Source organism: Glutamicibacter sp. 2E12, from assembly GCF_050030965.1.
In the GTDB taxonomy this organism is placed as follows: Bacteria; Actinomycetota; Actinomycetes; order Actinomycetales; family Micrococcaceae; genus Glutamicibacter.
Map to the genome: position 1 here is coordinate 1,216,606 of NZ_CP188297.1, position 25,485 is coordinate 1,242,090.

The following is a 25,485-nucleotide window of genomic DNA, read 5'->3' on the forward strand; positions in this document are numbered from 1 at the left end:
CCGGCGGCGAGGCACAGCTTTCAACAGGTGGAGTGAGTGCCCATGGGCCTAATTGTTCAAAAGTTTGGCGGTTCTTCCGTTTCAGATGCCGAAGGCATCAAGCGTGTAGCGCGCCGAATTATTGATACTAAGTCCAAGGGCCATGACGTCGTTGTCGTTGTTTCCGCAATGGGCGACACCACCGATGACTTGCTAGACCTGGCAGGCCAGCTTACCGATGATGCACCAGCCCGCGAGATGGACATGCTGCTCTCCGCTGGCGAACGCATCTCGATGTCGCTGCTGGCGATGGCGATCAACCAGCTCGGCGAGCAGGCCGCTTCATTCACCGGCTCACAGGCAGGATTGATCACCGACTCGACCCACGGCAAAGCCCGCATCATGGAGGTCTCCCCACAGCGCGTACGCCGTGCTATCGACCGCGGATTCATCGCCATCGTCGCTGGGTTCCAGGGCATGAGCAAGGAATCCAAGAACATCACCACCATGGGCCGTGGCGGCTCGGATACCACCGCCGTCGCGCTGGCCGCAGCGCTGGGCGCCGATGTCTGCGAAATCTACACCGACGTGGACGGCATCTACACCGCCGACCCGCGCGTGGTCGCCTCGGCCAAGAAGATCGAGAAGATCACCAGTGAAGAAATGCTGGAAATGGCCGCCAGCGGCTCGAAGATCTTGCACCTGCGTTGCGTGGAATACGCCCGCCGTTTCGGCGTGCCGCTGCACGTGCGCTCTTCATTCAGCACCAACGAGGGCACCTGGGTGCTCCCGGATCCCGAAGACAAAATCAAAATTCAAGAGGGAGAACCCTTGGAACAGCCAATCATCTCAGGTGTCGCCCACGACCACTCCGAAGCCAAGGTCACCATCATTGGCGTTCCGGACATCCCCGGCAAAGCAGCACAGATTTTCGGGGTTATCGCCGCTGCGCAGGCCAATATCGACATGATTGTGCAGAACATCTCGACCCGCGGTTCGGGTGCCACCGATATCTCCTTCACCCTGCCGATGACCGAGACCAAGCATGTGCTTGAAGCACTGAACACCGCGAAGCCGGAGATCGGTTTCGAGGAAATCGAGCACAATGACGAGGTTGGCAAGCTCTCGCTGATCGGTGCCGGAATGCGCTCGAATCCAGGAGTCTCCTTCACCTTCTTCGAGGCATTGCACCGCGCGGGCGTGAACGTGGACATGATCTCCACTTCAGAGATCCGCATCTCCGTGGTCACCGACGCCGACAAGCTCAACGATGCAGTACGCGCTATCCACACCGCGTTCGATCTGGATACCGATGTGGAAGCCACCGTCTACGGCGGCACCGGCCGCTAAGCGCCGCCAAGCTGATAAGGAGAACGCCTGCGAAACAATTACTGTTTCGCAGGCGTTCTCCCTAGTTAACTGCTATTTATTCGGTTCCAGTGTCTTGGTATAGACGATTTCGCCCAAGCCATTGCGCAGCGTGACGGTGAACAGGTCCTGCTCATCCAGCTCGACGTGGCCGAAGAACTGGCCCTTGCCATCGCGCGGCGACTGGTTGGTGCTGCCAGCCAGCGAGAAGTCCACACGTGGTCCGAAAGTGCCATCCATTTGGTTCGGCCCGAAAGAACCGGCATTGACTGGACCGGCCACGAATTCCCAGAACTCATTGAACTCGCTGAAGGCAGCACGCTCTGGAGAGTAGTGGTGCGCCGCGCAATAGTGCACATCCGCGGTCAGGAAGACGACATTCTTGATGCCGCGGTCCTTGATGGCCTTGAGCAGGCGGGCAAGTTCCAGCTCGCGGCCTAGTGGTGCGCCGTGGTCTGCGTTGGAAATTGATTCCTGCGCCTTGCCGTCCGGAACAATGATGCCCAGCGGCAGGTCATTGAGAATGACTTTCCAAGTTGCCTTGGACTTGGCCAAGGAATCGACTAGCCAATTCAGCTGCTCTTCGCCGAGAATTGAAGTGGACTTCTCTTCCATTCCGGTGGTGTTCTCGGACTTGTAGCTGCGCATGTCCAATGCGAACAGGTCCATTGCTGGACCACGCGAGATTTTGCGGTAGATGCGTGCCGCCTCGAATCCGGTGCCTGCGCGCATGGCGCGCGGGTCGGCGATCGGCTGGTATTCCTGCCAGGCCTGGCGGCCACGGGCGGCAAGGGTGTTGATATCGCGCACGGTATAGCGCTCATCTTCGATGATCTCACCCGGCCACCAGTTGTTATGGGTCTCGTGGTCATCCCACTGGGCAATCACCGGAACCTCGGAATACATGGCACGCACGTTGTGGTCCATCAGGTTGTAGCGGTGCCGCCCACGGTACTCGGCCAGGGTTTCGGCCACCTTGGAGACTTCCTCGGTGACCAAGTTGCGCCAGATCTGACCGTCCGGTTCCACAACTTCTGCGGCAATCGGGCCGTCGGCGTAGATGGTGTCGCCGCTGTGCACGAAGAAGTCCGGCTTGGTTGCATGCATGGCCGCGTAGGCGCGCATGCCACCGATTTCTTCGTTGATGCCCCAGCCCTGGCCAGCGGTGTCGCCGGACCACACAAAACTCTGGGCACGGGAGGCGTCGTGGTTGCGGCGACCGGTCAACGCCGGTGCGGTGCTGAACCAGCCGTTCTGAGTCTCGCCAAGGGTGCCGTTATCGTCCTCGAAACCGATGCTGACTGCGAAACGGGTACCGGCAGGCAGATGCTCGGCATTGATCTTTGCAGTGAAGTCAGTGGCCTCGCGGGCGTAGGCACCGCGCAAAGTCTTGGCGAAGGATCCACGGCCGCGGATGATTTCCCCTGCTTCGTCCACCGCACGCAGCTGCGCGCGCAAGCGGCCTTCCCCGGAGCTGCGAGCCCAGAGTACGGCATTGCTGGCAGAGACATCCCCCATGGAAAATCCGCTGGTCAATCCCAGGCGGGAACGCACGAGTCGGGGACTGCTGGAAGCCAGCGCTGCTCCAGTGGGCCCAACCAAGGTCAATGCACCTGCGCCAATGGCGCCGGTGAGCAATTTGCGTCGCGAAATATTATTCATGGGATTCAGTGTTCACGAGTTGATCAGCCATTTCCTTGAGCCCAGATGAACACCAAGAGAAATCATTCGTGTCCAGTCCACGCCACGAATCCAGAGATCCTGAACTCCAAAGCACGCCCATTACTGGCAGACTGGAAAAATGAGTTCACCTCAAGTCATTTCTGGCCCGGCGGCCGCTGGCCACCCAATTCCTCCGGCTGTGCGCACTGCAGCCGGCCAGGCGGAAATCGAGGGTATCTGGCAGAACGCATTAGGCGGGATAACATACCGGATTGGACAGGGCGAGCAGATGCGCTTCGCCAAGTGGTCGCCGGGATGCCCTCCCGCAGAGGACGGCGATCTCCTGGCTGAAGCCCAGCGCATGAGGTGGGCTGGACAATTCATCAGAGTTCCTGAAGTGCTCTCCTGCAGTCAATATGCTGACGGCCAGCTGCTCGTCACGGCAGCATTGCCCGGGCACAGTGCAGTCAGCGAGCTTGGCAAAAGCGATCCGGCGCGATCCGCGTTTGCAGTGGGCGCCGGTCTGCGCCACCTGCACGATCGGCTGCCGGTCGACCAGTGCCCCTTCAGCTGGGATCTGGAATCCCGCATCCAGCACCTGCCTGCCCGGGAGCAAGCTGCTTTGCTGGCTGAAGTCCCGGAGCTTGATCTCGTGGTCTGCCATGGCGATGCTTGCCTGCCCAACACGATCATCACCGACAGCCATGATTTCAGCGCGCATGTGGATATGGGGAAATTGGGTCTTGGAGACCGCTGGGCGGATCTCGCCGTTGCCGCATGGAGCACCGAGTGGAATTACGGGCCTGGTTTCGAACAACATGTCTACGCCGGGTACGGAATCGAACCCGATGAGCGGAAGGCGTCGTTCTACCGAAAGGTCTGGGACGCAACCTAGGAGGCCGAGCCGCTAGCGTGCCACGTAACGGTGCTCGGGACGGCCACGAGTTCCGTATCCAAGCTGCAGCTCCAGGGATTCATTGGCCACCAGCGCCGCCAAATACCGTTGCGCTGTCGCACGGGCAACCCCAATTGCCTCCGCGACCTCGGCGACGCTCATGGGTTCGGTAGCATCCTTGACGCAGGAAAGAACTGCCTGTTCGGTGGGGGCGGCACCCACCGATGCGTTGGTTTCTTCGCCCCCTTGGAGCGCCCGGTACAACCGGTCCACGCCCTGCTGGTTGAACTCCGCGGTCCCGGTCAATTGGCGACGATAGCGAGCCCAGCCTTTGAGCTTGGCGGCCAGGGTCTTGGCCTCAAAGGGCTTGATGATGAACGCCAGTGCGCCCGAGCGCAACGCTTTGTCAATGTTCTTCGGTTCAATCGCCGCGGAAATCATGATCGCATCAACATCGAGTTCTCTCAGCAGCTCGATTCCACTGACATGCGGCAGGTAGAGATCCAGCAATACCAAATCAGGTTTCAGGCTCTGCACCATTTTGGGCACAACACGCGGATCCTGCACAGGCTCCAGGGCCTGGAACCCGGGAATGGCGTTGACCATCTCAGCGTGCAGCTCTCCTACCCGGAAATCGTCATCGACAATTAGCACCCGGTAGTTGCCGCTGGAATTCTCGCTCAATGTTGCGCTCCTTCAATCTCGTCGTTTTCCGTATTGGCTGGCTCGACCAGTACGGCCGGCAATCTTGCTGCGATAACTGCCCCGGAACCATCCGTCCCGCGGTCCGCTATCCAGACGTCCCCGCTGCGGGCTTGGGCGAGCCGTCTGATCAGCGGCAATCCGACGCCATGGCCATGATCACCGCCCAGATGGGATCCGGTGCTGACGTCCCGGGTGAAGATATCCTCGTCGGTGGTAATGCCGGGTCCAGAATCGGCCACGGCTATGTGCAAGGTGTTCCCTTCGGAGAGCAAGTCGATTTCCACCCAGGGTTCTGCATCTGTGCAAAGAGCTGCAGTGAAGGCGTTATCCAGCAGATTCCCCAGGACTGCGGTGGCGTCTTGGGCATCGTGGGCCGAGGCGATGTGTCCGAAAAGCATGGATTGGGCAGACACTCTCAGTTCTATGCCTTGTTCGTGGGCGCGCACCGCCTTCGCCGAAATAAACGCCGAGAGGTAAGCGTCCTGGATGGCCTCCAGCCCGGGAACCTGAGCGATCTTCGGCCCGGATTCCATCACCTCACGCAGGTAGTCTTCTGCCTGTTCGATCTTGCCCAAGTTGATCAGCCCGAGGACTGCGTGCATCCGGTTGGCGAATTCATGGCGCTGGGCGCGCAGCGCATCGGCCATGTCCTGGACTGCATCGAGTTTGGTGCCCAGCGCTTCAAGGGTGGTGACATCATGGAGCAGCACGACCAGTCCGAGGTCCACTCCGTCACGGTCGACCTTGGTCACGCGGGCTATGAGCGAGTTGCCATTGGCCGCAAAGCGCACCGGTGCCGGGTCGCATTCCTTGATCGCCCTGACCAGCCGGTGATCCAAACCAGCGGATTCAAAGTGGCGGCCGACCACGTCTTCCAATTCGGTGCGGTGCGGCAGTCCCAGCAATTGCCTGGCGGCCCTGTTGCGCACGGTAATCCGGCTATCGGCGCCAATGCCCATGACACCTTCGGTAACACCGTAGAGCACGGCCTGCTGGTCCCTGACAAGCTGGGCAATTTCGGCCGGTTCCAGCCCAAGGGTCTGGCGCTTCAAACGGCGTACGGTGACTCGTCCGGCAAGCACTGCCAAGGCTGCGCAAATCACCGCAAGCAATACAATCCAGGCGAAGGACCCAAGCAGTGCCCCGGTCAAGGAGTCAGTGGTCACGCCCACGGAAACCTCTCCGATGACCGCACCCGCGTTACTGTAGACCGGGACCTTGGCGCGCACCGATTCACCAAGGGTTCCGTGTTCCCGGGAGACCGCTTCAATGCCTTCCAGCGCCACCGGGTCAGTAGAAACCATTTGGCCCAGTTCCTCGGGGTTCGGATGGCTCAAGCGCAGTCCGCGGTCCTCGGTAATCACCACGAAATACGCTTGCTCTTGCCCAATGACAGCGCCTGCCAGTTGCTGCAGTTTTCCATCGGCGAGCGCCTTGGCATCCAGCTCGTCCAGCTTTGCATAGTGCGAGACCTGCTCAACTACTTCCGGCAAGACGGCCACCGAACGAGCTATGGTCAGCGAGGTATCTTCGGCTTTTGAATAGACGCGGTCATAGCTGGCGAAAAGCGTTCCGGCGGTAACGAGAACAATCAGAACACCTACGACCAGAAATTGAAGCCGCATGATGCGTGATGCGAAATGCCGGGTGCCGGCGCCAGAACGGAACATGCCACCCAGCATAAACCCATCTTTCCACTCTCGTGATTTTAATGAGCAAAAAGTTGGCAAAGAACTTAAGCCTTCAACAATAAGCACAAGACGCGCAAAGTGAGCACCGACACGTACCTTGAATGGGTGCCCCTCCTAGCTTGTGGGGACTAAGGATTCACTCACACTGAAATGGAGGTCGGGTCAATGCTCGTTGTACTCGGATTCCTCATGGTCGCCACCTTCATGGTGCTGATCATGACAAAACGCATGACGCCGCTGCTGGCATTGATTCTGGTTCCAACCATCTTCGGCTTGTTCACCGGTGCTGGATTCGGCCTTGGCGACATGGTCATGGACGCGGTCAAGGACATGTCCAGTACCGCAGCCCTGCTGATGTTCGCCATCATGTACTTCGGCATCATGATCGACGTCGGCTTGTTCGACCGATTGGTCTCCGGCATCCAGAAGCTAGTGGGCAACGACCCCGCCAAGGTCGTCATGGGCACTTCGCTGCTCACCGGCGTAATTTCCCTCGATGGCGATGGCTCGACCACCTTCATTGTGGTTACCGCGGCTCTGCTGCCGATCTACCAGCGCCTGGGCATGAGCCCTGTGGTCCTGACCTGTGTTGCAGGCCTGACCAATGGCACGCTGAACATCGTTCCCTGGGGCGGCCCAACGGCCCGCGCGGCAGCGGCACTTGGCGTTGACGCCTCGGAAATCTTCGTGCCGATGCTCCCTGCGCTGGGAATTTCCCTCATTGTCATTGCCCTGTTCGCATGGCAGATGGGCGTATCCGAACGCCGCCGCTTGCAGCGCGAGCGTCCGGAAATCTGGGGCACCGAACTCGGTGGCGGCAACGTTTCCACCCCAACCGGAGGAAAGAGCCCTGCTGGCACTTCCCCTGCCGGAGGCAACCTGGCCGTACTGGAATCCGTGGCTCGCAAGGGCGATGGCACCGAAGCTTCCACCTTGGACGGCACCGTCCTGGATCCGGATCGCGAGACCCTGCGCCCCAAGACCTTCTACTTCAACCTGGCACTGACCGTCGCCATCATGGTGCTGCTGGTAGTCGATGTCACTCCGTTGCCCTACCTGTTCATGGTGGGTACCGCGATCGCCTTGATCGTCAACTTCCCCAAGGTCTCCGACCAGGTGAAGATGATCGCCGCGCACTCCAGCGAAATCATTGCCGTGGTCTCCATGGTGCTCGCCGCGGCAGTGCTCACCGGCGTGCTCTCCGGCACCGGCATGGTTGATGCCATGAGCCAGTGGCTGGTGGATGTCATTCCTACCTCCATGGGTCCATACATGGCAGTACTGACCGGGCTGATTTCGATTCCAGCTACCTTCCTGATGAGCAATGACGCCTTCTACTTCGGTGTCTTGCCAGTTCTCGCCGAAGCCGGCGCGCATTTCGGTGTACCAGCGGTGGATATGGCTCGCGCCTCCATCACCGGACAGCCAGTGCACATGCAGTCTCCGCTCGTTCCAGCCATCTTGCTGCTGGTGTCGCTCTCTCGTGTGGACTTGGGCGATCACCACAAAAAGGTGCTGTGGCGTGCGTTGGTGGTCTCCTTGGTCATGCTCGCTTCGGGCATGCTCCTTGGTGTCATCCACATGGGCTAACGCCCCAGGACCAAAGGTCCGTCGTCAGCCAGGCTCCGTGCCACCCGGACATTTCCAAGCGGGTGGCACGGAGTCCGGTGTTTAACCCGGGCTGACCCTGTTGGCAGCCCGCCGGAGGCTGCCGCATCCAGCTATTCGAGCACCCAGTTGCTTCTTCCCGCCAGCCATTGACGGTCTGCACAGGGCGCCGGTTCAGCAAGCACAGTTTCCCGTGAAAAACTGGAGGCAGGGCAAGACGTGCACAGCGCGTGCTTCCCCTGGACCGGATGGACACGCCACTGGGCCACACCGCGAATTCGACCGTCTTCTCCCGACGCAAAGGAAGGCTCCAGCGCATGGAAAGAGAACCTCTGGACAACAGCATCTCCCTGGCCCAGCTCGAAGCGGTTGTCATGATTGTGGACTATGGTTCCTTCACCGCCGCCGCGGATATCCTTGGTATCTCCCAGCCCTCCTTGTCCCGGCGCATTAGTGCGTTGGAGCGCACTCTTGGCATGCCCGTGTTCCGGGCCGCTGGAAGGGACATGGTGCTGACCGAGGTTGGCCGGAGCATCATTCCTGCCGGCCGCCGCGCACTGCGTGAAGTCGCCGCGATCGGAACCATTGCCTCTTCCACGCGTGCATTGGCCACCGGATCCCTGCGCATCGCGGGGTTGCCTTCCCTGGTTGGAGGAATCATGCCCGAATACATCGGCCCCTTCCATCGCCAGCACCCCGGTGTCCGGATAGAGATCCTGAGCGTGGAGGACGACGAGCAGCTTGCCGATGCGCTTCGCCTGAATCGCGCCGATGTGGCTTTTGGCGTGAACGAGCGCATCCCCGCGGACCTCATCGGCAAATCCCTGCGCGATCAGCAATTCTCGGCGGTCGTATCCGAGGATACCGAGGTGGACCCGGACACTGGGCTAAGCACTGAATTGCTCAATTCCCTGACTCTGGCCACCCTCCCCCAGGGCACGTCGATTCGCAAGATCACCGACGAAGTTTACCGGAGCTTGAAGGCCACCGCTCCGCGGCTCATCACCACAACGCAACGCGACGCATTGGTCCATCTGGGCATCGCCGCCGGCGGCATCACCTTGGTTCCACGGATCATGGCCAGCACCGCAGTGATCTTCGGCGGCAAGCAGGTCCCGCTGAGCTTGCCAGCCAGCAGGCCCCTGGGCGTCATCTACCGCCGCGAAGAATACCGCAATCCGGCGCTGGGCGAATTCCTCGAATACCTCTGAGACAGAGATCTCCAGGCGGTTTCCGCTCTCCTGAACCTGCGCGCGAAATCGGCCTTTCATGCGCTGCATGCATGGCTCTAATCAATCATGCTATTGGTTCCAGCGGCGTTCCACGTGGTCAGCTTGATGGGTAATCCGGCCATGGTCCTACCAAGGAGAGCAAGATCGTGAATTCCCAACGAACACCTTCCTCTGCCAGGCGTAGTTCCAAACGGCCGCGGCGCCGGGTAGCTGCCATCATTGCAGCGGCGCTGGTGCTAGCAGTAGTTGTGCCGACCAGCATTGCCTTCCTGCGCCTGCAGGGAAATATTTCCGTCTCGGCGCTCAGGGCGTCTGAAGCGGATGTCCCGGACTCCAGCGAAGGCCTGAATCTGCTGGTGCTCGGTTCCGATAGCCGGGATTTCAGCTCCACCGGCTTCGGCACGGATAACGGTTCCCGACGCAGCGATTCCATGCTGCTTGTCCACTTGTCGCCAGGCAACGAGCGCATCGAGGCGGTCCAGATCCCACGCGATACCGTATTGCAGCGCCCGGCCTGCGCGGATACCGGGTCCGGCGCCTATGCCGGAGGATACGGCATGATCAATTCTGCGCTGAATTACGGTCCCGCATGCTCTGTCGCCGCGGTGGAAACGCTCACCGGAGTTCACCTGAACCACTTCATTGAGGTGGATTTCGAGGGATTCATTTCAATCATCGACGCACTCGACGGAGTCAGCGTGTGCCTGGCCCAGCCAATGACCGATCCGAAAGCGAACCTGGATCTTCCAGCCGGGCTGCAGGAGCTGGACGGAACCGATGCGCTTGCCCTGGCCAGGACCCGCCATGCCGTTGGCGATGGAAGCGACCTCGCTCGGCTCGGAAACCAGCAGAAGGTCATGTCCGCAATAGTCCAGCGTGCCACCAGCAAGGAAGTTCTCGCACGCCCGGACCGGCTCTACTCTTTCCTTGACGCGATTACCTCCTCGATGACCGTTGACCCGGAACTGAGTTCGCTACCGGAACTTGCAGGATTGGCTGCGCGGGTCAAGGACGTTCCCACGGACAAGATCACCTTCATGACCATGCCGACCCAGCCTGCACCATCAAACGCCAACCGGGTTGTCCCGGCTCCCGACGCGACCCTCATCTTTGAACGCATCAAGCAAGACATCCCGGTGAATCCGGATTCCGAGTCCGAATCCGGCTCCGAATCCGATGCAGGAGAAACTGCCACGGCGAAAACCTCCGCCCGGCAGCTTCCTGTCAGCATAGCCAACGCAGCGCGAGTGAGCGGACTGGCCGGCAAATTCGCCAACGAAGCCACGGAGCAAGGCTTCACCGTCACTTCAATCACTACCGCGGCGTCCTTGCAGGCGCAAACACGGCTGCTGATTCCGGATACTGATGCAGCCAGGAAAACAGCCGACGCATTCGCCAAGGCAGTCGATCTCGACATCGAGGCAACAGTCGCCGATGTCGAAAGCATCGAATTGATCCTGGGCCAGGATTACCAAAACCTGGGGCGGCCAGAAAAGCAGCCCGTCAAGGTGAACAGCCGCAAAGCAGACCAGAAACTCTGCGGCTGAGCCGGCCCCAAGGGCAGGCCGCGCCACCGGAAAATCCTGCCATGCCGCGATGGCTGCCAGGCGAATCTCCGTTTGCCCGCGGCTGTTGGCCTTCGTATTCCGGCTGGGCTGCACCTGCCAATTCCGTTTGACCGCGTCCCTTGCAGCGAGGTGATTCACAGTGAGCATTGCAGGCATCAATGGCAATGAATTCATCGTGCTGGCCATTTTGGCGGCCGTGCTGCTCGGACCTGAAAAATTGCCGGACTACGCAAGGAAACTAGCCACGCTGATTCGCGAGTTGCGCCGACTCGCCTCTGGTGCCCAGGAACAACTCCGCGAGGAGCTTGGCGAGGATTTCGCGGACATGGATCTGAAGAAGTTCGATCCGCGGCAATATGATCCTCGAAGGATCATCAGCGAAGCGCTGCGAGATCAACTCGAAGAGCCGCCTGCCCAAGGATTCCCGGATTCTGCCCGCTCAAGGGGACCCGAGACCAGGAGTTCATCATCACCGCCAGAACCCTCCGGTCCGGCCCCTTTTGACGACGAAAGCACTTAGGACGCCACTGCTCCTTGCCGCAAGTGTCCGCTGGCCGCGCGAGCAGTGAATACGGATCCGGTGGACAGGATTCATTCATCGCAGTCCCCAAAGCTCCACCCGGTTCCTTCATCCGGATCGCACGGATTCCGGCATCTATCCGCAACCGGTCCAGCTTCGCTGATTCGCCGGCCAACCGTGATGGCCGGCGAAAAAGGATTCCCGGGATCGGCCACCAGCCTGCTGCCGGCCTAGCTTGCAGGCATGCCGGCGCTCCAATTCGGAACGGTATTTTTCCTAGTAGTGCCTTCACAGCAATTCAGGGAGCAGGCGCCACTGCCCGGGCCCAGCGCTTTGCTTCCGGCGATGGTCGATGACTCCGGCTGCTCGCCACGCACTTGCGCTGCCCGTTCCAGGACCAGATCGACCAAGCCGCTGACAAACGACGGTGAGGTGCCAACACTGCCGGCACGGAGAAACGCCATCCCCAACTCGCGCGCGGTATCTGCCGCTTCGGTATCCAGATCGAATTTGACCTCCATGTGGTCCGAAACGAATCCGAGGGGTACAACCAGAACGCCCTCAGTTCCAGTTTCCGCAAGCTCGCGCATGCGGTCATTGATGTCCGGTTCCAACCAGGGAGTGTGCATGGATCCAGAACGGGAGCAGTACACCAGTTCGGCATCCAGCTGCTCCTCACCAGCTAGTTCCCCGCCAATCCAGGCCATGAGCTCCTCATGCTGCCGCTGGTAGCCGGCGGTGAACTTCTGCGATGATTCTTGCATCGCAGTAGGGATCGAATGGGTGACATATAGGATCTTGTGCCGGTTGCGGTCCAGGCCGCCGACGAGCTGCTTGAATTCCTTCAATCCCTTCCGCACGCAGTCCAACTGCGCATGAGCGAATCCCGGATGATTGTAGTACTGCCGGACTTTATCGATCACCACCTCGAGGCCCTCTTCTTGCAGTGCCGCCACAGTTCCGGCGAAATCCTCACGGTATTGCCGGCACGAGGAATATGAGGAGTAGGCCGACGTATCGATGGCCAGGAACCTTCTCGAGCCGTGCCTGCGCGCATGGTTTCCGACCACTTCGGTGAGGTACGGTTCCCAATTCCGGTTCCCCCAGAGCAGTGGCGTATCGATGCCGCGGGCTGCGAATTCCTCTTGAACGGCTTGCTGCAAAGCCTGGTTCTGCTCATTGATCGGAGATTTTCCGCCGAACATGTAGTAGTGCTCGCCCACCTCTTCAAGGCGCTCGTCCGGAATCCCTCGTCCCCGGGTAACGTTTTGCAGGAAGGGCAGAACATCTTCGGGCTTTTCCGGCCCGCCAAAGGACATCAGCACAACTGCATCAAACGGCGCTACCTGCATGTTTCCCATCGGGATCGTCCACGCTTTCTTCTCGGGCAACTGCCGCCATGGGCAAAATTCCCCGGAGCTGGCAGTCGCAAGCAATTACCTAGATTAGCTTTTATCTAGCCAAGCTAACAATAATTGCTTTGCCTCCTAATCGCCAGCGGGCGTCGCCGACCCCTAACGACTGCCCAGGCTATGAGCCAGTTCCAGCTCAATGCGCTCATTGCGGAACTGATGACCGGCATCGAGCAATTTGCGCGGGACAATTTTCTGATCGGCCATGGCCAGAAGGTGGGACCCTTCGGCTCCCAGCAGCAATTTGGGAGCCGCGGCAGGAACCGGAATGATGGCAGGCCGCCGCACTGCGCGCGCCAAGGCCCTGGTGAATTCGGCGTTGCTCACCGGCTGCGGTGCCACCGCATTGACCGGACCTGCCAATTGCGAATCCCAGAGCGCGCGATGGTAGATGTCCAGCAGGTCATCAAGCCCGATCCACGAAAGCATCTGCTTTCCCCCTGCAAGGGGACCGCCCAGGCCTGCGGAGAATACAGGACGCAAAACGGCGAGCATCCCGCCTTTGGGGCTCAGCACGATACCGGTCCTGATCTGCACCCGGCGCATGCCGCTGTCCCCGGCATTCGCCGCACGTTCCCAGCGGTCCACCACGTCAGCCAGGAAATCCGGAGTCCCGGCCCGCGGGGAATCGGTCTCGTCCAATGGGTGCGGTCCGGCTGAAGCACCGTAGAATCCGATGGCCGAAGCGCTGATGAAGGTCCGGACACCTGAACGTGACGCCAGCAGGGCAAGGGATCGGGTCGGTTCGATGCGGCTGGAGAGAATTGCCTGCCGATGCGCTTGGCTGAACCGGCCGAAGATGCTGGCTCCGGCCAAATGGATGACCGCGTCGCAGCCATCGAGCAGGCCCGGGTCAGGATCCAGCGGATTCCAGCGCCGTTCGCTTGCCGATTCCGGCTCGTGCCGCACGAGCTTGACGACCCGGTGCCCGCCGGTGGACAAGAAGGCGCACAAAGCCTGTCCGACTAATCCGCTTGAACCGGTCAGCGCTATCACCAGCGGCTTCAACCCGGCCTGCGCCGCCCGCTGGTGTGCGGCAAAATCGTCTGCCAGCTGGCGGTGGCGGTATGCAAGCATCGATTCGATCTGCCGTCCTGGCATATTCGACTGGATGCAGTCACCCACGGTCGTGCACTGCGCGCCCGCGGGCTCGAAGTAATGCTCATGCCGCCACTGCACCACCCGGGCAGGAAGGCCGCGAACCCCTTCGGGTTCAAGCTGGTCGACGAAACTGCGGTTCTCCGCGAACCCCTCAGGCTGGTGCTTGGCATTCCACAGCACTCCGCCGGGAAGGCCCAGCACGGCCGTCCCGTCCTTCAGCGAACCGGCTTCTTCAATGACCTTCAGCGGAAGCCACGGTGGCAAGAGCCGCTGCATGGCCCCGGGTCGCGAGAACCAGTCAAAGACAACGGATGCAGATGCCGGAAGTTGGCTGGAGCGCTCAGTGTTCATGGCCCCATCCTAGAGGCTTCAGGCAGGCCGGTTCCCGAGGATGGGAAATTGCTGGATTCCGTCGCAATGTCTGGTCCGGCGCCGCAATGAATCCCTCGGTTTCCTGCAGCACGCTATCCCGGCAGACTTGGAGCAGGAACAAGAACTTCTGGACAGAGCTTGATTGCGGACAACTAACGGACCGGCTGTTGCCCGAAGCGGCTGCCAATGCAACCAGAAAGCTAGGCATACCATGCAGGAAGATAGTCGAAGGGAGGATCCTCGCCCACCCGCCCGTCGATGGCTTCACGCAAGAGATCCGCATGCCCTGCATGCCGCCCATACTCTTCAATCAGGTCGCAGATGATTCTGCGTATCGACGCATGCTTGCCTTCGAAGGCCAACCCCGAGCCCGTGTCCAGCTTCCTTTCCTCGATAACGGACTGCTGGATTCCTCGGCTTTTGGCCACGGCCCGGTCGTAGCGTTGATAAAGATTCTCCGGATCCTCTTCCAGATCAACCACGAAGTGCTCGCGCCCGTTGGCAGTGAACCCAAGGAGGACTTCAGGTCGTTGCCCGGCAATGAAGTAGGTGAATTTCTCATCTTCGACAAGGGCAAGATGCTGGAGCAATCCGCCCAGGCTGAGCTGGCTGCTGGGCAACTTGGTTGCCAGCTGTTCGATGTCCAGCCCGTCGGCCTTGTATCTGAAAGTGGCGCGCAGCCTGTCAAGCATCCCGAACAGATGCTGCTGGTCGGAGCCGCTCATTGGCGGTTCCCAGGGAGGCAGGATTTCCATGGCGTACCCCTTTGCGAGAAGTGTGAGTTGGCGTACCAAACTGGTTTCATCGGCCCATGAATTGAATAATTAGAAGTATGCCTCTGACCGCCGCCATTTTGGAACCCTCGCAGTGGATGCCGCATGCCGCTGAGCATGAAGCACGGGCTCGGGCCTTTGGCGAACCTTTCGTGGAACGGCGGATGAAGGGCAAGAAGCATCCCATCGAGGACTTCCTGTTCACCTATTACACGCAAAAGCCGGGCCAGCTCTACCGCTGGCATCCAGGGATGAACGTGGTTCTAGCCGGAGACGCGGCCCAAGAACGCGGCGAGTGGAAGTTCTACCGCAGAGTCCAAACCGGCCACGGTACGGGATACCACTTCGATGCGGAGGCATTCGGCAAGGCGCGTGCCCGGGCCATCGAGTTCGCCCGCATCATTCTGGCCGGCACCGCGCAGCGGCCAGGAAACTTCTCCTGCTTCGGCCTGCATGAATGGGCGATGGCCTACAAATCCGAGGCCAACGGCATCCGCCATGAATACCTCCCGCTGCGCTTGGGTGCGCAGGGAACCGACGAAGTGGTGGAAACACACAAGATCCGTTGCACCCACTTCGATGCATTCCGCTTCTACACTCCCCAGGCGATCGAGCTCAACGAGCTGCAGCCGACCAGGGAAACCCAGCGCGACCTGGAACAGCCCGGTTGCCTGCACGCCAACATGGATCTGTACAAGTGGGCCTATAAGCTCTCCCCTGCGGTGCCAAGCGACTTGGTCATGGACTGCTTCGAGCTCGCCTGGGACATTCGCACCATGGATATGCAGGCGTCCCCCTATGATCTGGGCGATTGGGGCCATGAACCCATCCGCATTGAAACTCCCGAGGGCAAGGCCGCGTACGTGAGATTGCAAAAGGAATTTGCCCAGCGTGCCGACTCGCTGCGCAATCAATTGCTGGAAGTCGCCAACAACCTGCCAATCTTCCCGGAAGACTAGAACTTATTCGCGGCCGCAGGCAAGATTGATCCATGGTTACTGCACGGGGCCTTCGCCTGATTCCGGCCGGTATCGCGCTCGGCTGCGTGAGCCTCTCGCTGGCTTCCTGCGCCACCAGCATCGGACAGGGGCCGCAGACCCAATTGGAAATCACCATTCGCGATGACGGCAGCGAAATTTCACAGCAGTACTCCCTGGAATGCACCGGCGAACAAGCCGCTGAATCCAGCACATTGCCGAACGCATCCAAAGCTTGCTTGCAGCTCGAGCTTGAACCCGGTGCCATTGCCGGAGAAGTTGATCCCCAGGAAATCTGCACCGAAATATACGGTGGACCGCAACGGGCCGAAATAAGCGGAACCCTGCACGGCGAGACGGTGAATACGAGCTTTTCCCGGCATAACGGCTGCGCCATCGATCGTTGGGATGCCGCCTCGTTTCTACTCGGTTCCGTGAAAACATGAGTCGATAACCCCTGAATAACTGCGCGGAGAAACTAGAATAGTAAGACTATGGAGTTTTTCCTGCTGGTTATCGCGCTGCTATTCGCCACGATCCTGATTGTCGGCATCGGGGAACGCATTAAATTGCCCTACCCGATCTTGATGCTGATTTTCGCGACGCTGGCAGGTTTCTTGCCGTTCATGCCCGAAATGCATATTGAGCCCGAGCTGATCCTGCCGATCTTCTTGCCGCCTTTGCTTTTCGCTACGGCCCAGCGCAGCAGTTGGTCGGTGTTCCGCTTCCGCTGGAAGGCCCTGATCCGGCTGGCCGTGGTGCTCATCGTGGTGACAGCAGGCACCGTGGCCGCTACCGCGCTGGCCTTCTCCCCCATCGCTTCCATTCCGCTGGCATTGGCGTTGGGCGCAGTAGTGGCCCCGCCTGACCCGGTCGCGGTGGATGCAATTGCCACCAAGGTGAAAATGCCGCGGCGCCTGACGTCCCTGCTGGAAACCGAGGGCCTGTTCAACGACGCAATGGCCATCGTGATCTTCCAGTTGGCCGTCCAGGCAACCCTGAATGGCTCGGAAGTCGGACTCGAAATCATTCCGCAGTTCCTGCTCGGTGCCGCAGGGGCGGTAGTCCTGGGTCTGGCCATGGGCTGGGCCATCGGCGCCTTGAACCGCTTCGTTCCCAACCTGGCAGCGCGTTGCGCGGCCACCTTGGTGGCACCTTATGCGGTCTACATGATTGCGGAGGAGCTGCATATTTCAGGGGTCATCGCAGTGGTGGTGACGGCCCTTGAAATGGTGCGGCGGGACCGCCCCCAGGACTCTGCCGAACGCCTAACCCGGCAATCCTTCTGGGAAGTGCTCGAGCTGCTGGCCACCGGCCTGGCTTTCGGCTTGATGGGCATCGAGATGAACCAGGTGATCCAGGAGGAAGGCAGCAACCTGATCGGCTTCATCCCGGGCATCGCCGCGATCTGCTTCGTGGTCATCGCAGTGCGTGCGCTGTGGATGCTGGCGACCTACTACCTGCCCAACCGCAGCAAGCCCAAGATTCCTGCGCGCAAGGATGCGCTGGTGCTCACTTGGTGCGGCATGCGCGGGCTGGCGACTTTGGCCTTGGCCCTGGCACTGCCCAAGGTCGCAGCGGATGGATCGGCCATCGAGGGACGCAACTTCGTGGTGGTCGCCGCTTGCTCCGTCTTGCTGTGCACTTTGGTGCTCCCGGGCCTGACCTTGCCAGCGCTGATGCGCGTGCTGAAGCTGCGCAACAACGAGCAAGATGCCAAGCGTGCCCGCCGGGCCCTGGCCCGCCGCGCCGAGGCTGTCGCACTGGCGGCGCTGCGCAAGAACGTGCAGCTCGAAGAGCTGCCGGAGAATTACCAGCAGGCAGTGCGCCGGCGCATGAACTCGCTGCATACCATCCTGGCCAAGGACCCGGATCCGCACGATGCGATCTCGGACGAAAAGTACACGCAGATTCGCGCGGTGATCGCCAAGGCCGATTCGATCCAGGCCATCGCCCTGGAAGCCGCCCGCGACGAGCTGCTCAAGGCCCGCCGCGAACCGAATATCGACCCGCACATCGTTGACGAGATTGTCGGCCGCCTTGACCGACGCACCGCAACCCTGGATCGCTAGGCGGCCTTGCGCTCCAGCTTCACGATGACTTCGTAGTGGCTGGTCTGCGGGAACATGTCCATGACGCGAGCCTGCTGCGGAGCGTAGTTCTCCAAACGCTCCAGGTCCCTGGCCAGTGACTTCGCGTTGCAGCTGGAGTAAATGATGTGCTGGACATCGGACTCGTTCAGCCACTTCGATAGCTCTGCGGAGATACCGCGGCGCGGAGGATTCACGATTACCGCCTCTGGCGCCCAGCCGGCACCCAGCGCGAATTCGGTTGCGTCTTGGACCCTGAAATGGATGTCATCCAGCTCCATGGTCTTGGCGCTGGTCTTTGCCGATTCAACGGCTTCCCCGCTGGTCTCGATGCCGTACACGGTACGGTCCTCGGTAGCGCAATGCAGTGCGAAACCACCCACCCCGCTGTACAGATCCCAAACGCTTTCGGGGTTGGCATCGTTGATCCATTGGCGGGCCTGCCGGTACAAGGCGGCAGCGATCTCGCTGTTGGTCTGGAAGAAGCCCTGGGGGCGCAGGTGCATCGGTACGCCGTTCAGCCCGAATTCCAAGGTGGTTCGGCGGGTAAGAATGATTTCTTCTTCGCCTTCCAGCACTGCCTTGTGCTCAGGCAAGAAGTTCACCGACACCACGCTGTGGCGTGGAAGCTGCTCAAGGAATTGCGGCAGCGAATCACGCAGTGCCACAAAATGCTTCTTGGTGCGCAATACCCAACGGACCATCACCGAACCGGTATCCGACAGGGTGAGAATCACATGCTTGAGTTCGCCCTTGCGCTTGGGAACGTCGTAGGGAATGAGCTTCAGATCATGAATGAACTGCTCGATGACCGGGAATACGGCACGTAGCGGTGCTGCGATGACTCCGCAGTTGCGCAGATCGACACCGTGGCCGTCGGCATCCAGGATGCCGATGGTCGGCTGGCCGGTGGTTCCGGAAATGACCATTTTGGCTTTGTTGCGGAAGCCCTGTTCGCTGCTGGCTTGGGGCGGAAGGAATTCCAGGCCCGGGAAGCCGGCCAGCAGCTGCTGGCAATCCGCCACCTTAGATTGCAGTTGCTGGGCGTAAGGCACCGTCATCAAGGTGCATGAGCGGCAACGGGAGGCAGAAAAGTAAAGGCATTCCATGGTGCTTATGATTTTAGCGAAGATCGGCCGGCACCGAGCACAGAGAAATCTTGGCGCTGATTGACCGCAAATTTTCAGCTTTGGCCGCTAAGCTCTCAATTGATCAAAAGTTACTGAGCAGAATCCCTGCATGATGCGAAAGCCATACGGGGAAGGGTTGTTTAACCGCGAAAGGACAGATGGCACTTCATACCGGGCTATCCACGCATCGCCGTGGCATTGCATTGCTTGCACTCCCCCTTGCTGCCGTGATCGGCGCCTGCACGAGTTGCGCCGCTTCTTCACCCCAGGCTCATGAAGTTTCTTCCACCCCGGTTCCCGCCCCGTCTTCCAGCAGTGCCACCGAAAAATCCCTGCCCGCTCCGAGCAAGGCCGCAGCAAGCTCCAGCGTCCCGCTTCCGGCTCCAACCGGGAACAATGCCACTGCTCCCACCACGACTCCGAGCAATTCAGCCAAGCAGCCCGCCGGCACTCCGGCCAAGCCCGAAAGCTCCAAGACATCGCTGTCGCCCCTGGCCTCGGGTGCCAACACTGGTGCCTCCATCAAGGCGCTTCCCAGTTCAGCGGCCGAAATGTCCAAGGCCACCACGCAGCTGTTCGCTGCAGTGAATCGAGGCAAGCTGAAGGACGTCAAGTCAGCACTCAAGGATGGAGCTGACCTCGACGCGCAGGACGAGGCCGGTCGCACCGCGCTGATGCGTGCAGTCATCAACAAGAACCCTGCCATCGCCAAGACCCTCTTCGAAGCAGGCTCGGATCCCGACAAGAAGGACGACTTCTACGAGTCGCCGTTCCTGCGCGCGAGCGCCAATGGCCAGGTTGAAACGCTGAAGCTTCTCATTGACGGCGGGGCCGACCTCACGGCGGTAAATCGCATGGGCGGGACCGCCTTGACCGTCGCCAGCGAGAATGGCCGGGTTCAGGCCGTGCGCCAGTTGCTCCGCACCGATATCCCGGTAGACCAGGTTAATGACCTGGGCTGGACGGCCCTGCACGAAACCATTGTCCTGGGCCAGGGCACCGCCAATGCCATCACCATCGCGCGTTTGCTGATTATCAACGGGGCAGACCCGCATTTGGAGGACCACTCCGGTTCTGATGCATTCAAGCTAGCGCGTGAACGCCAACAGAGCCAGATGCTGACCATGCTGCAGGCCGCAGCCAAGCGCTGAGTCCTAGAGGGCGTCGAGGTAGAACCAGGCGCCGTCCTGCTTCACGAAGGTGCTGACCTCATGCTGCTGCGCTTCATGCCGGCCGTCGCGATAGTTGGCAGCGAATTCAACCACCCCGCGGGAGGCCGCCGCGCCGCCAGCACGGGTTGAAATGATCTCCAAGCCGGTCCAGCGCATCTGCGAATCCACGTCCAGTTCCTTGGGCCTCGTGCTCTCATGCCAGGTCGCCAGCAAATACTGCGACAGCCCCAGCACGAAGGCGCTGTAGCGTGAGCGCATCAGCTGCTCCGCGGTCTGCGGCAGCAAGGAGCCATCTTCCCTTCCGTCATGCAAGGGCTTGCAGCAGTTTTCGTAGGACGGCTTCACAGCGTCCAGGGCTCGGCAGGCGCAGACGGTTTGACTAGCATTTTTCACAGTTTCAGCATACGCGTCGAGCGCGCTTCGACAACCCGTGAGCCTAAGATCACATGACTTAAACCGCAGGATATCGGTGCTATCGCGCACAGGGACGTTTTCCCCATCACATTCACGGGTAGACTATGAAGGCAAGCTCGCGGAGCGCCAAATCCCCCTGGTGTGAGACGGCATCTCCGTGTGGCATTTAACTTAACCTCGCCAACAGGAGATATGCCGGATGCCCCGCATCGTTGTAGATGTCATGCTCAAGCCAGAAATCCTTGACCCTCAGGGCAAGGCCATCGCGGGAGCTCTTCCCCGCCTAGGCTTCACCTCCTTCGAAGCTGTCCGCCAGGGCAAGCGCTTTGAACTGTCCGTGGACGGCGAGGTGACCGAAGAAATCCTCGCCCAGGCTCGCGAGGCTGCAGAAACCCTGCTTTCCAACCCGGTGATCGAAGATGTCGTCAACGTCGAGGTATTCGAAGACTAATGAGCGCCGAACTTCCCCTGATTGGCGACTATTCAACGCCAAGCACTGAACTTTCCGGAGCGCGCATCGGCGTGGTGACCTTCCCGGGCACCCTCGATGACCGCGACGCCGCTCGCGCCGTGCGCGCAGCCGGTGCCGAAGCGGTGTCCCTGTGGCACGCCGACACCGACCTGCAGGATGTCGACGCCGTGGTGATCCCCGGCGGCTTCTCCTACGGCGACTACCTGCGCGCCGGCGCGATCTCCCGCTTCGCACCGATGATGGCGAAGATCGCAGATGCCGCGAACTCCCATGCCAAGCTGCCCGTGCTGGGCATCTGCAACGGTTTCCAGATCCTCACCGAGTCGCACCTGCTGCCCGGATCGATGATCAAGAACGACCACTTGAAGTTCATCTGCCGCGATCAGCTGCTGCGCGTGGAGAACAACCAGACCGCATGGACCAACGGCTTCGAAGCAGGCCAGGAAATCACCATCGTGCTGAAGAACCAGGATGGCCAGTACGTGGCCGACGAGAAGGTCCTGGACGAGCTCGAAGCTGAAAACCGCATCGCGTTCTCCTACGTGGGCTGGAACCCGAACGGCTCGCGCCGCTCGATCGCCGGCGTGAGCAACAAGGCCGGCAACGTTGTCGGCCTGATGCCGCACCCGGAGCACGCCATTGAGGCCGGCTTCGGCCCGGACCACCGCGGCACCGACGGGCTGGCATTCTTCACCAGCGTTCTGACCCACCTTGTTGGAGGCAAAAAGTGAGCCAGGAAGCCACTAAGGAATTCAATATCGACACCGTCGATAACGCAGCGGGCACCCCGGATGTAGAACTGCCATGGGCAGAGCTGGGCCTGAAGGACAACGAGTTCGCCGAGATCGTGAAGATCCTGGGCCGTCGTCCGACCGCCGCTGAATTGGCCATGTACTCGGTCATGTGGTCCGAGCACTGCTCGTACAAGTCCACCAAGAACCACCTGCGCCAGTTCGGCCAGAAGGTCACCCCGGAAATGAAGAAGGACCTGATGGTCGGCATGGGCGAAAACGCCGGTGTCACCGACCTGGGCGACGGCTGGGCCGTGACCTTCAAGATCGAGTCCCACAACTCGCCTTCCTACGTCGAGCCGTACCAGGGTGCCGCTACCGGCATCGGCGGCATCGTGCGCGACATCATCTCCATGGGCGCCCGCCCGATCGCCGTGATGGATCCGCTGCGTTTCGGCGCGATCGACCACGAGGACTCGCAGCGCGTCGTGCACGGCGTGGTCTCGGGCATCGGCGGCTACGGCAACTCGCTGGGCCTGCCGAACATCGGCGGCGAAACCGTCTTCGACCCGATCTACCAGGGCAACCCGCTGGTCAACGCACTGGCCGTGGGCGCACTGCGCCACGAGGATCTGCGCCTGGCCAACGCCTCGGGCGTGGGCAACAAGGTCGTGCTCTTCGGTGCGCGCACCGGTGGCGATGGCATTGGCGGCGCGTCGGTGCTGGCCTCGGAGTCCTTCGACGACACCAAGCCCTCCAAGCGCCCTGCGGTGCAGGTGGGCGACCCGTTCGCCGAGAAGGTGCTCATCGAGTGCTGCCTGGAACTGTTCAAGGCCTCGCTGGTCGAGGGCATCCAGGACCTGGGCGCCGCAGGCATCTCCTGCGCCACCAGCGAACTGGCTTCCAACGGCGAAGGCGGCATGCAGGTCGAGCTGACCAACGTGCTGCTGCGCGACTCCACCCTGACACCGGGCGAAATCCTGATGTCGGAGTCCCAGGAACGCATGATGGCCGTAGTCACCCCGCAGAACATCGAAGCGTTCGAGGCCGTCATGGCCAAGTGGAACGTGGAGTACTCCTGGCTGGGCGAGGTCACCGACACCGATCGGCTGATCATCACCTGGAATGGCGAAGTCATCGTGGATGTGGACCCGAAGACCGTCGCCCACGACGGCCCGGTCTACGACCGCCCGTATGCCCGCCCGCAGTGGCAGGATGCGCTGCAGGCTGACACCTTCAAGTCCTCGGAAGCCGGCGCCAACCTGCCAGCTACCGGCGAAGAGCTGAAGGCCGCCGCCCTGGAGCTGATCGCCAGCCCGAACATGTGCGACAAGTCCTGGATCACCAACCAGTACGACCGCTACGTCGGCGGCAACACCGCGCTGGCCGCCCCGGATGATGCCGGCGTGATCCGCATCGACGAGTCCACCGGACTCGGCGTGGCCATCGCCACCGATGCCAACGGCCGCTACACCTACCTGGACCCGTATGCCGGCGCCCAGCTGGCGCTGGCCGAGTCCTACCGCAACGTCGCCACCTCCGGTGCGATCCCTGCGGCGGTTTCGGACTGCCTGAACTACGGCTCCCCAGAGGACCCGGATGTCATGTGGCAGCTGGCCGAGGGCATCCGCGGCCTGTCCGATGCGTGCATGGAGCTCGGCGTCCCGGTCACCGGCGGCAATGTCTCGCTGTACAACCAGACCGGCGACAAGGCCATCCACCCAACCCCTGTGGTGGCGACCCTGGGCAAGTTCGACGACGTCGCTCGCCGCACCCCTTCGGGCTGGCGCGAAGAGGCCGACGGCCAGGCCATCTACCTGATCGGCACCACCGCCGATGAGCTGGACGGCTCGGAGTTCGCCAACCTGCGCGGCCACCTCGGCGGCCTGCCGCCAAAGGTCGACCTGGCTGCCGAGAAGGCACTGGGCGCAATCCTGATCAACGCCAGCCGCGACGGCATGATCGACGCCGCGCACGACCTGTCCGAGGGCGGCCTGCTTGCAGCGCTGTCCGAGATGGTCCTGCGCTACGGCGTTGGCGCCCGCGTGGCCCTGGACGAGATCAAGCAGCGTGACGGCATCGATTCCTTCACCGCGCTGTTCTCGGAGTCCCAGGCACGCGCCTTGGTTGCCGTTCCACGCAGCGAAGAGGTCCGCTTCAACGACATGACCAGTGCCCGCGGTGTCACCGTGGCCCGCATGGGCATTGTCGATGCGCAGTCCGGCGTCCTGGAAGTCCAGGGCGAGTTCACCGTTTCGGTGGACGAGCTGCGCGAGGCTTCCGAGGGCACCATGAAGAAGTACTTCGGCTAGTTTCTGGCCCACCCCTGGACGGCGGTTCTCCTCATCGAGGAGAGCCGCCGTTTTGCATGCCTGGATGATGTGGCGCTAAGCAGTGCTCCAAGGTCTGCTCCAGCCCCGAGTCCGATGCGTTCTGGCGCCTGTGCGGCTGGGCTGGAGACCGGTCGAGGCGCAATCTCCGGATATAGTTGACACGTCAATAACTTTGAGTCATGATTGATGCATCAACAAAGTTCTGGACTACAGGGAGCACGCAATGAACGCCTTCGAGAACATCGAATTCGGCCTCGACACCTTTGGCGACGTACCCAGCGACAAGTCAGGCAAGCTGGTAACCCATGCCCAGGGCATCCGCGCCACGGTCCAGGAAGCCATCGCGGCCGATCAGGCCGGCGTCGATGTGATCGCTGTCGGCGAGCACCACCGCCCCGAATACGCCATCTCAAGCCCCGAGACCGTTCTGGCGGGCATTGCCACGGCGACCGAGCGGATCCGCCTCGGATCCGGCGTGACCGTGCTGTCTTCCGACGATCCGGTCCGCGTCTTCCAGCGCTTCGCTACTGTGGATGCCTTGTCCAACGGCCGTGCCGAAGTCATGCTGGGCCGCGGCTCCTTTACCGAGTCCTTCCCGTTGTTCGGCCATGACATGGCTGACTACGAACTGCTCTTCGACGAGAAGATCGACCTGTTCCACAAGCTGCTCGACGAAAAGCCGGTGACTTGGCAGGGAACCAAGCGTGCAGCGCTGACCGACATGGAAGTCTTCCCGAAGACCGAGTCCGGCCGCCTGAACACCTGGGTGGGAGTGGGCGGTTCCCCGCAGTCGGTCATCCGCACGGCGCACTACGGATTCCGCATGATGCTAGCAGTCATCGGCGGCTCCCCCGAGCGTTTCGCACCCTACATCGACCTGTACCGCCGGGCCAACGACCAGTTCGGGCACCCAACCCTGCCGGTGGGCCTGCATTCACCTGGCTTCGTCGCAGAAACCGACGAGTTGGCCCGCGAGCACATGTTCGACGCCTACAAGGAGCAGCGCGACCGCATCGGCGCCACCCGCGGCTGGAGCCCAATGAGCCGCGGCGAATTCGAGCACGAAATCAGCGAAGGATCGCTGTACGTGGGCTCTCCGGAAACCGTGGCGCGCAAGATCGCCAAGACCATCAAGACCTTGGATATCGGCCGTTTCGATTTGATCTACTCGGGCGGCGCAGTAGAAGCCAGCGCCCGCCTGCGTGCAGTGGAACTCTACGGCGAGAAGGTCATCCCGTTGGTGCGCGAAATGCTTGCCGAGAGCTAAACCCGGATTCGAA

At 61.1% G+C, this 25,485-nt stretch carries 22 protein-coding genes; 14 read left to right on the plus strand and 8 right to left on the minus strand.

Annotated features, from left to right (window positions below):
- Positions 1–42 precede the first annotated feature (42 nt).
- Positions 43–1,329 carry an aspartate kinase gene (locus tag ACP3TE_RS05640; RefSeq protein ID WP_105657993.1) on the plus strand — a complete coding sequence of 429 codons (1,287 nt, stop codon included), beginning with the start codon at positions 43–45 and terminating at the stop codon, positions 1,327–1,329.
- A gap of 72 nt (positions 1,330–1,401) precedes the next feature.
- On the opposite strand, the gene ACP3TE_RS05645 is transcribed toward ACP3TE_RS05640, so the two are convergent.
- Positions 1,402–3,009, minus strand: a complete 1,608-nt coding sequence (locus tag ACP3TE_RS05645; RefSeq protein WP_426735723.1) for an alkaline phosphatase D family protein — start codon at positions 3,007–3,009, stop codon at positions 1,402–1,404.
- Positions 3,010–3,148: 139 nt separating this feature from the next.
- Between ACP3TE_RS05645 and ACP3TE_RS05650 the strand changes: the two genes are divergently transcribed.
- Complete coding sequence (locus ACP3TE_RS05650) at positions 3,149–3,904, plus strand: phosphotransferase (protein ID WP_426735725.1); 756 nt, start codon at positions 3,149–3,151, stop codon at positions 3,902–3,904.
- A gap of 12 nt (positions 3,905–3,916) precedes the next feature.
- Here the strand turns inward: ACP3TE_RS05650 and ACP3TE_RS05655 are convergent, their stop codons facing one another.
- The gene (locus tag ACP3TE_RS05655; protein WP_105657990.1) at positions 3,917–4,588 is read right to left on the minus strand and encodes a response regulator; all 672 of its coding nucleotides are present in this window, start codon (positions 4,586–4,588) and stop codon (positions 3,917–3,919) included.
- Positions 4,585–6,279, minus strand: coding sequence for a sensor histidine kinase (locus ACP3TE_RS05660; RefSeq protein ID WP_332488422.1), 1,695 nt, complete (start codon positions 6,277–6,279; stop codon positions 4,585–4,587). Before ACP3TE_RS05660 ends, ACP3TE_RS05655 begins: the two co-directional genes overlap by 4 nt.
- A 186-nt stretch (positions 6,280–6,465) precedes the next feature.
- On the opposite strand from ACP3TE_RS05660, the gene ACP3TE_RS05665 reads away from it, so the two are divergent.
- The 4 genes from ACP3TE_RS05665 to ACP3TE_RS05680 all read left to right on the plus strand — a co-directional run bounded on the left by ACP3TE_RS05665 (position 6,466) and on the right by ACP3TE_RS05680 (position 11,228).
- The gene (locus ACP3TE_RS05665; RefSeq protein WP_105657989.1) at positions 6,466–7,890 is read left to right on the plus strand and encodes a CitMHS family transporter; all 1,425 of its coding nucleotides are present in this window, start codon (positions 6,466–6,468) and stop codon (positions 7,888–7,890) included.
- A 335-nt stretch (positions 7,891–8,225) separates the two neighbouring features.
- A complete protein-coding gene (locus ACP3TE_RS05670; protein ID WP_105657988.1) occupies positions 8,226–9,119 on the plus strand; it encodes a LysR family transcriptional regulator in 894 nt (297 codons plus the stop codon).
- Between the two features lie 167 nt (positions 9,120–9,286).
- Entirely contained in the window at positions 9,287–10,687 is a 1,401-nt protein-coding gene (locus ACP3TE_RS05675) for an LCP family protein (protein ID WP_146112293.1), read from the plus strand.
- A 160-nt stretch (positions 10,688–10,847) separates the two neighbouring features.
- Positions 10,848–11,228 carry a twin-arginine translocase TatA/TatE family subunit gene (locus ACP3TE_RS05680; protein WP_286134254.1) on the plus strand — a complete coding sequence of 127 codons (381 nt, stop codon included), beginning with the start codon at positions 10,848–10,850 and terminating at the stop codon, positions 11,226–11,228.
- A gap of 230 nt (positions 11,229–11,458) precedes the next feature.
- Here the strand turns inward: ACP3TE_RS05680 and ACP3TE_RS05685 are convergent, their stop codons facing one another.
- The 3 genes from ACP3TE_RS05685 to ACP3TE_RS05695 all read right to left on the minus strand — a co-directional run bounded on the left by ACP3TE_RS05685 (position 11,459) and on the right by ACP3TE_RS05695 (position 14,868).
- Positions 11,459–12,589, minus strand: coding sequence for a ferrochelatase (locus ACP3TE_RS05685; RefSeq protein ID WP_105657986.1), 1,131 nt, complete (start codon positions 12,587–12,589; stop codon positions 11,459–11,461).
- A 153-nt stretch (positions 12,590–12,742) separates the two neighbouring features.
- Positions 12,743–14,092, minus strand: a complete 1,350-nt coding sequence (locus ACP3TE_RS05690) for a TIGR01777 family oxidoreductase (RefSeq protein ID WP_105657985.1) — start codon at positions 14,090–14,092, stop codon at positions 12,743–12,745.
- A gap of 221 nt (positions 14,093–14,313) precedes the next feature.
- Complete coding sequence (locus ACP3TE_RS05695) at positions 14,314–14,868, minus strand: DinB family protein (protein ID WP_105657984.1); 555 nt, start codon at positions 14,866–14,868, stop codon at positions 14,314–14,316.
- Positions 14,869–14,945: 77 nt separating this feature from the next.
- On the opposite strand from ACP3TE_RS05695, the gene ACP3TE_RS05700 reads away from it, so the two are divergent.
- Genes ACP3TE_RS05700 through ACP3TE_RS05710 form a run of 3 tightly spaced genes read left to right on the plus strand, consistent with a single transcriptional unit; the run spans position 14,946 to position 17,935 of the window.
- Positions 14,946–15,845, plus strand: coding sequence for a 3-methyladenine DNA glycosylase (locus tag ACP3TE_RS05700; protein ID WP_105657983.1), 900 nt, complete (start codon positions 14,946–14,948; stop codon positions 15,843–15,845).
- Between the two features lie 32 nt (positions 15,846–15,877).
- Positions 15,878–16,309: a hypothetical protein gene (locus ACP3TE_RS05705; RefSeq protein WP_105657982.1), complete on the plus strand. Its 432-nt coding sequence runs from the start codon at positions 15,878–15,880 to the stop codon at positions 16,307–16,309.
- A 48-nt stretch (positions 16,310–16,357) separates the two neighbouring features.
- Entirely contained in the window at positions 16,358–17,935 is a 1,578-nt protein-coding gene (locus ACP3TE_RS05710) for a cation:proton antiporter (RefSeq protein ID WP_105657981.1), read from the plus strand.
- Here the strand turns inward: ACP3TE_RS05710 and ACP3TE_RS05715 are convergent.
- On the minus strand, positions 17,932–19,062 hold the full coding sequence (locus ACP3TE_RS05715) for a methyltransferase domain-containing protein (protein WP_105657980.1): 1,131 nt from the start codon (positions 19,060–19,062) through the stop codon (positions 17,932–17,934). The genes ACP3TE_RS05710 and ACP3TE_RS05715 overlap by 4 nt on opposite strands.
- 179 nt (positions 19,063–19,241) lie before the next feature.
- Here ACP3TE_RS05715 and ACP3TE_RS05720 point away from each other — a divergent pair, with 179 nt between their 5' ends.
- On the plus strand, positions 19,242–20,234 hold the full coding sequence (locus ACP3TE_RS05720; RefSeq protein WP_105657979.1) for an ankyrin repeat domain-containing protein: 993 nt from the start codon (positions 19,242–19,244) through the stop codon (positions 20,232–20,234).
- 3 nt (positions 20,235–20,237) lie between these two features.
- Here ACP3TE_RS05720 and ACP3TE_RS05725 read toward each other — a convergent pair whose 3' ends face one another.
- Positions 20,238–20,648 carry a YchJ family protein gene (locus tag ACP3TE_RS05725; protein ID WP_181148880.1) on the minus strand — a complete coding sequence of 137 codons (411 nt, stop codon included), beginning with the start codon at positions 20,646–20,648 and terminating at the stop codon, positions 20,238–20,240.
- Positions 20,649–20,868: 220 nt separating this feature from the next.
- Between ACP3TE_RS05725 and purS the strand changes: the two genes are divergently transcribed.
- From purS to ACP3TE_RS05745, 4 genes are all read left to right on the plus strand, one after another.
- A complete protein-coding gene (purS, locus tag ACP3TE_RS05730) occupies positions 20,869–21,120 on the plus strand; it encodes a phosphoribosylformylglycinamidine synthase subunit PurS (RefSeq protein ID WP_102598679.1) in 252 nt (83 codons plus the stop codon).
- Positions 21,120–21,872, plus strand: a complete 753-nt coding sequence (purQ, locus tag ACP3TE_RS05735; protein ID WP_105657978.1) for a phosphoribosylformylglycinamidine synthase subunit PurQ — start codon at positions 21,120–21,122, stop codon at positions 21,870–21,872. The genes purS and purQ overlap by 1 nt, the downstream gene beginning before the upstream one ends.
- On the plus strand, positions 21,869–24,184 hold the full coding sequence (purL, locus tag ACP3TE_RS05740) for a phosphoribosylformylglycinamidine synthase subunit PurL (protein ID WP_105657977.1): 2,316 nt from the start codon (positions 21,869–21,871) through the stop codon (positions 24,182–24,184). Before purQ ends, purL begins: the two co-directional genes overlap by 4 nt.
- A 244-nt stretch (positions 24,185–24,428) precedes the next feature.
- Positions 24,429–25,472 carry an LLM class flavin-dependent oxidoreductase gene (locus ACP3TE_RS05745; protein WP_105657976.1) on the plus strand — a complete coding sequence of 348 codons (1,044 nt, stop codon included), beginning with the start codon at positions 24,429–24,431 and terminating at the stop codon, positions 25,470–25,472.
- Positions 25,473–25,485 lie beyond the last annotated feature (13 nt).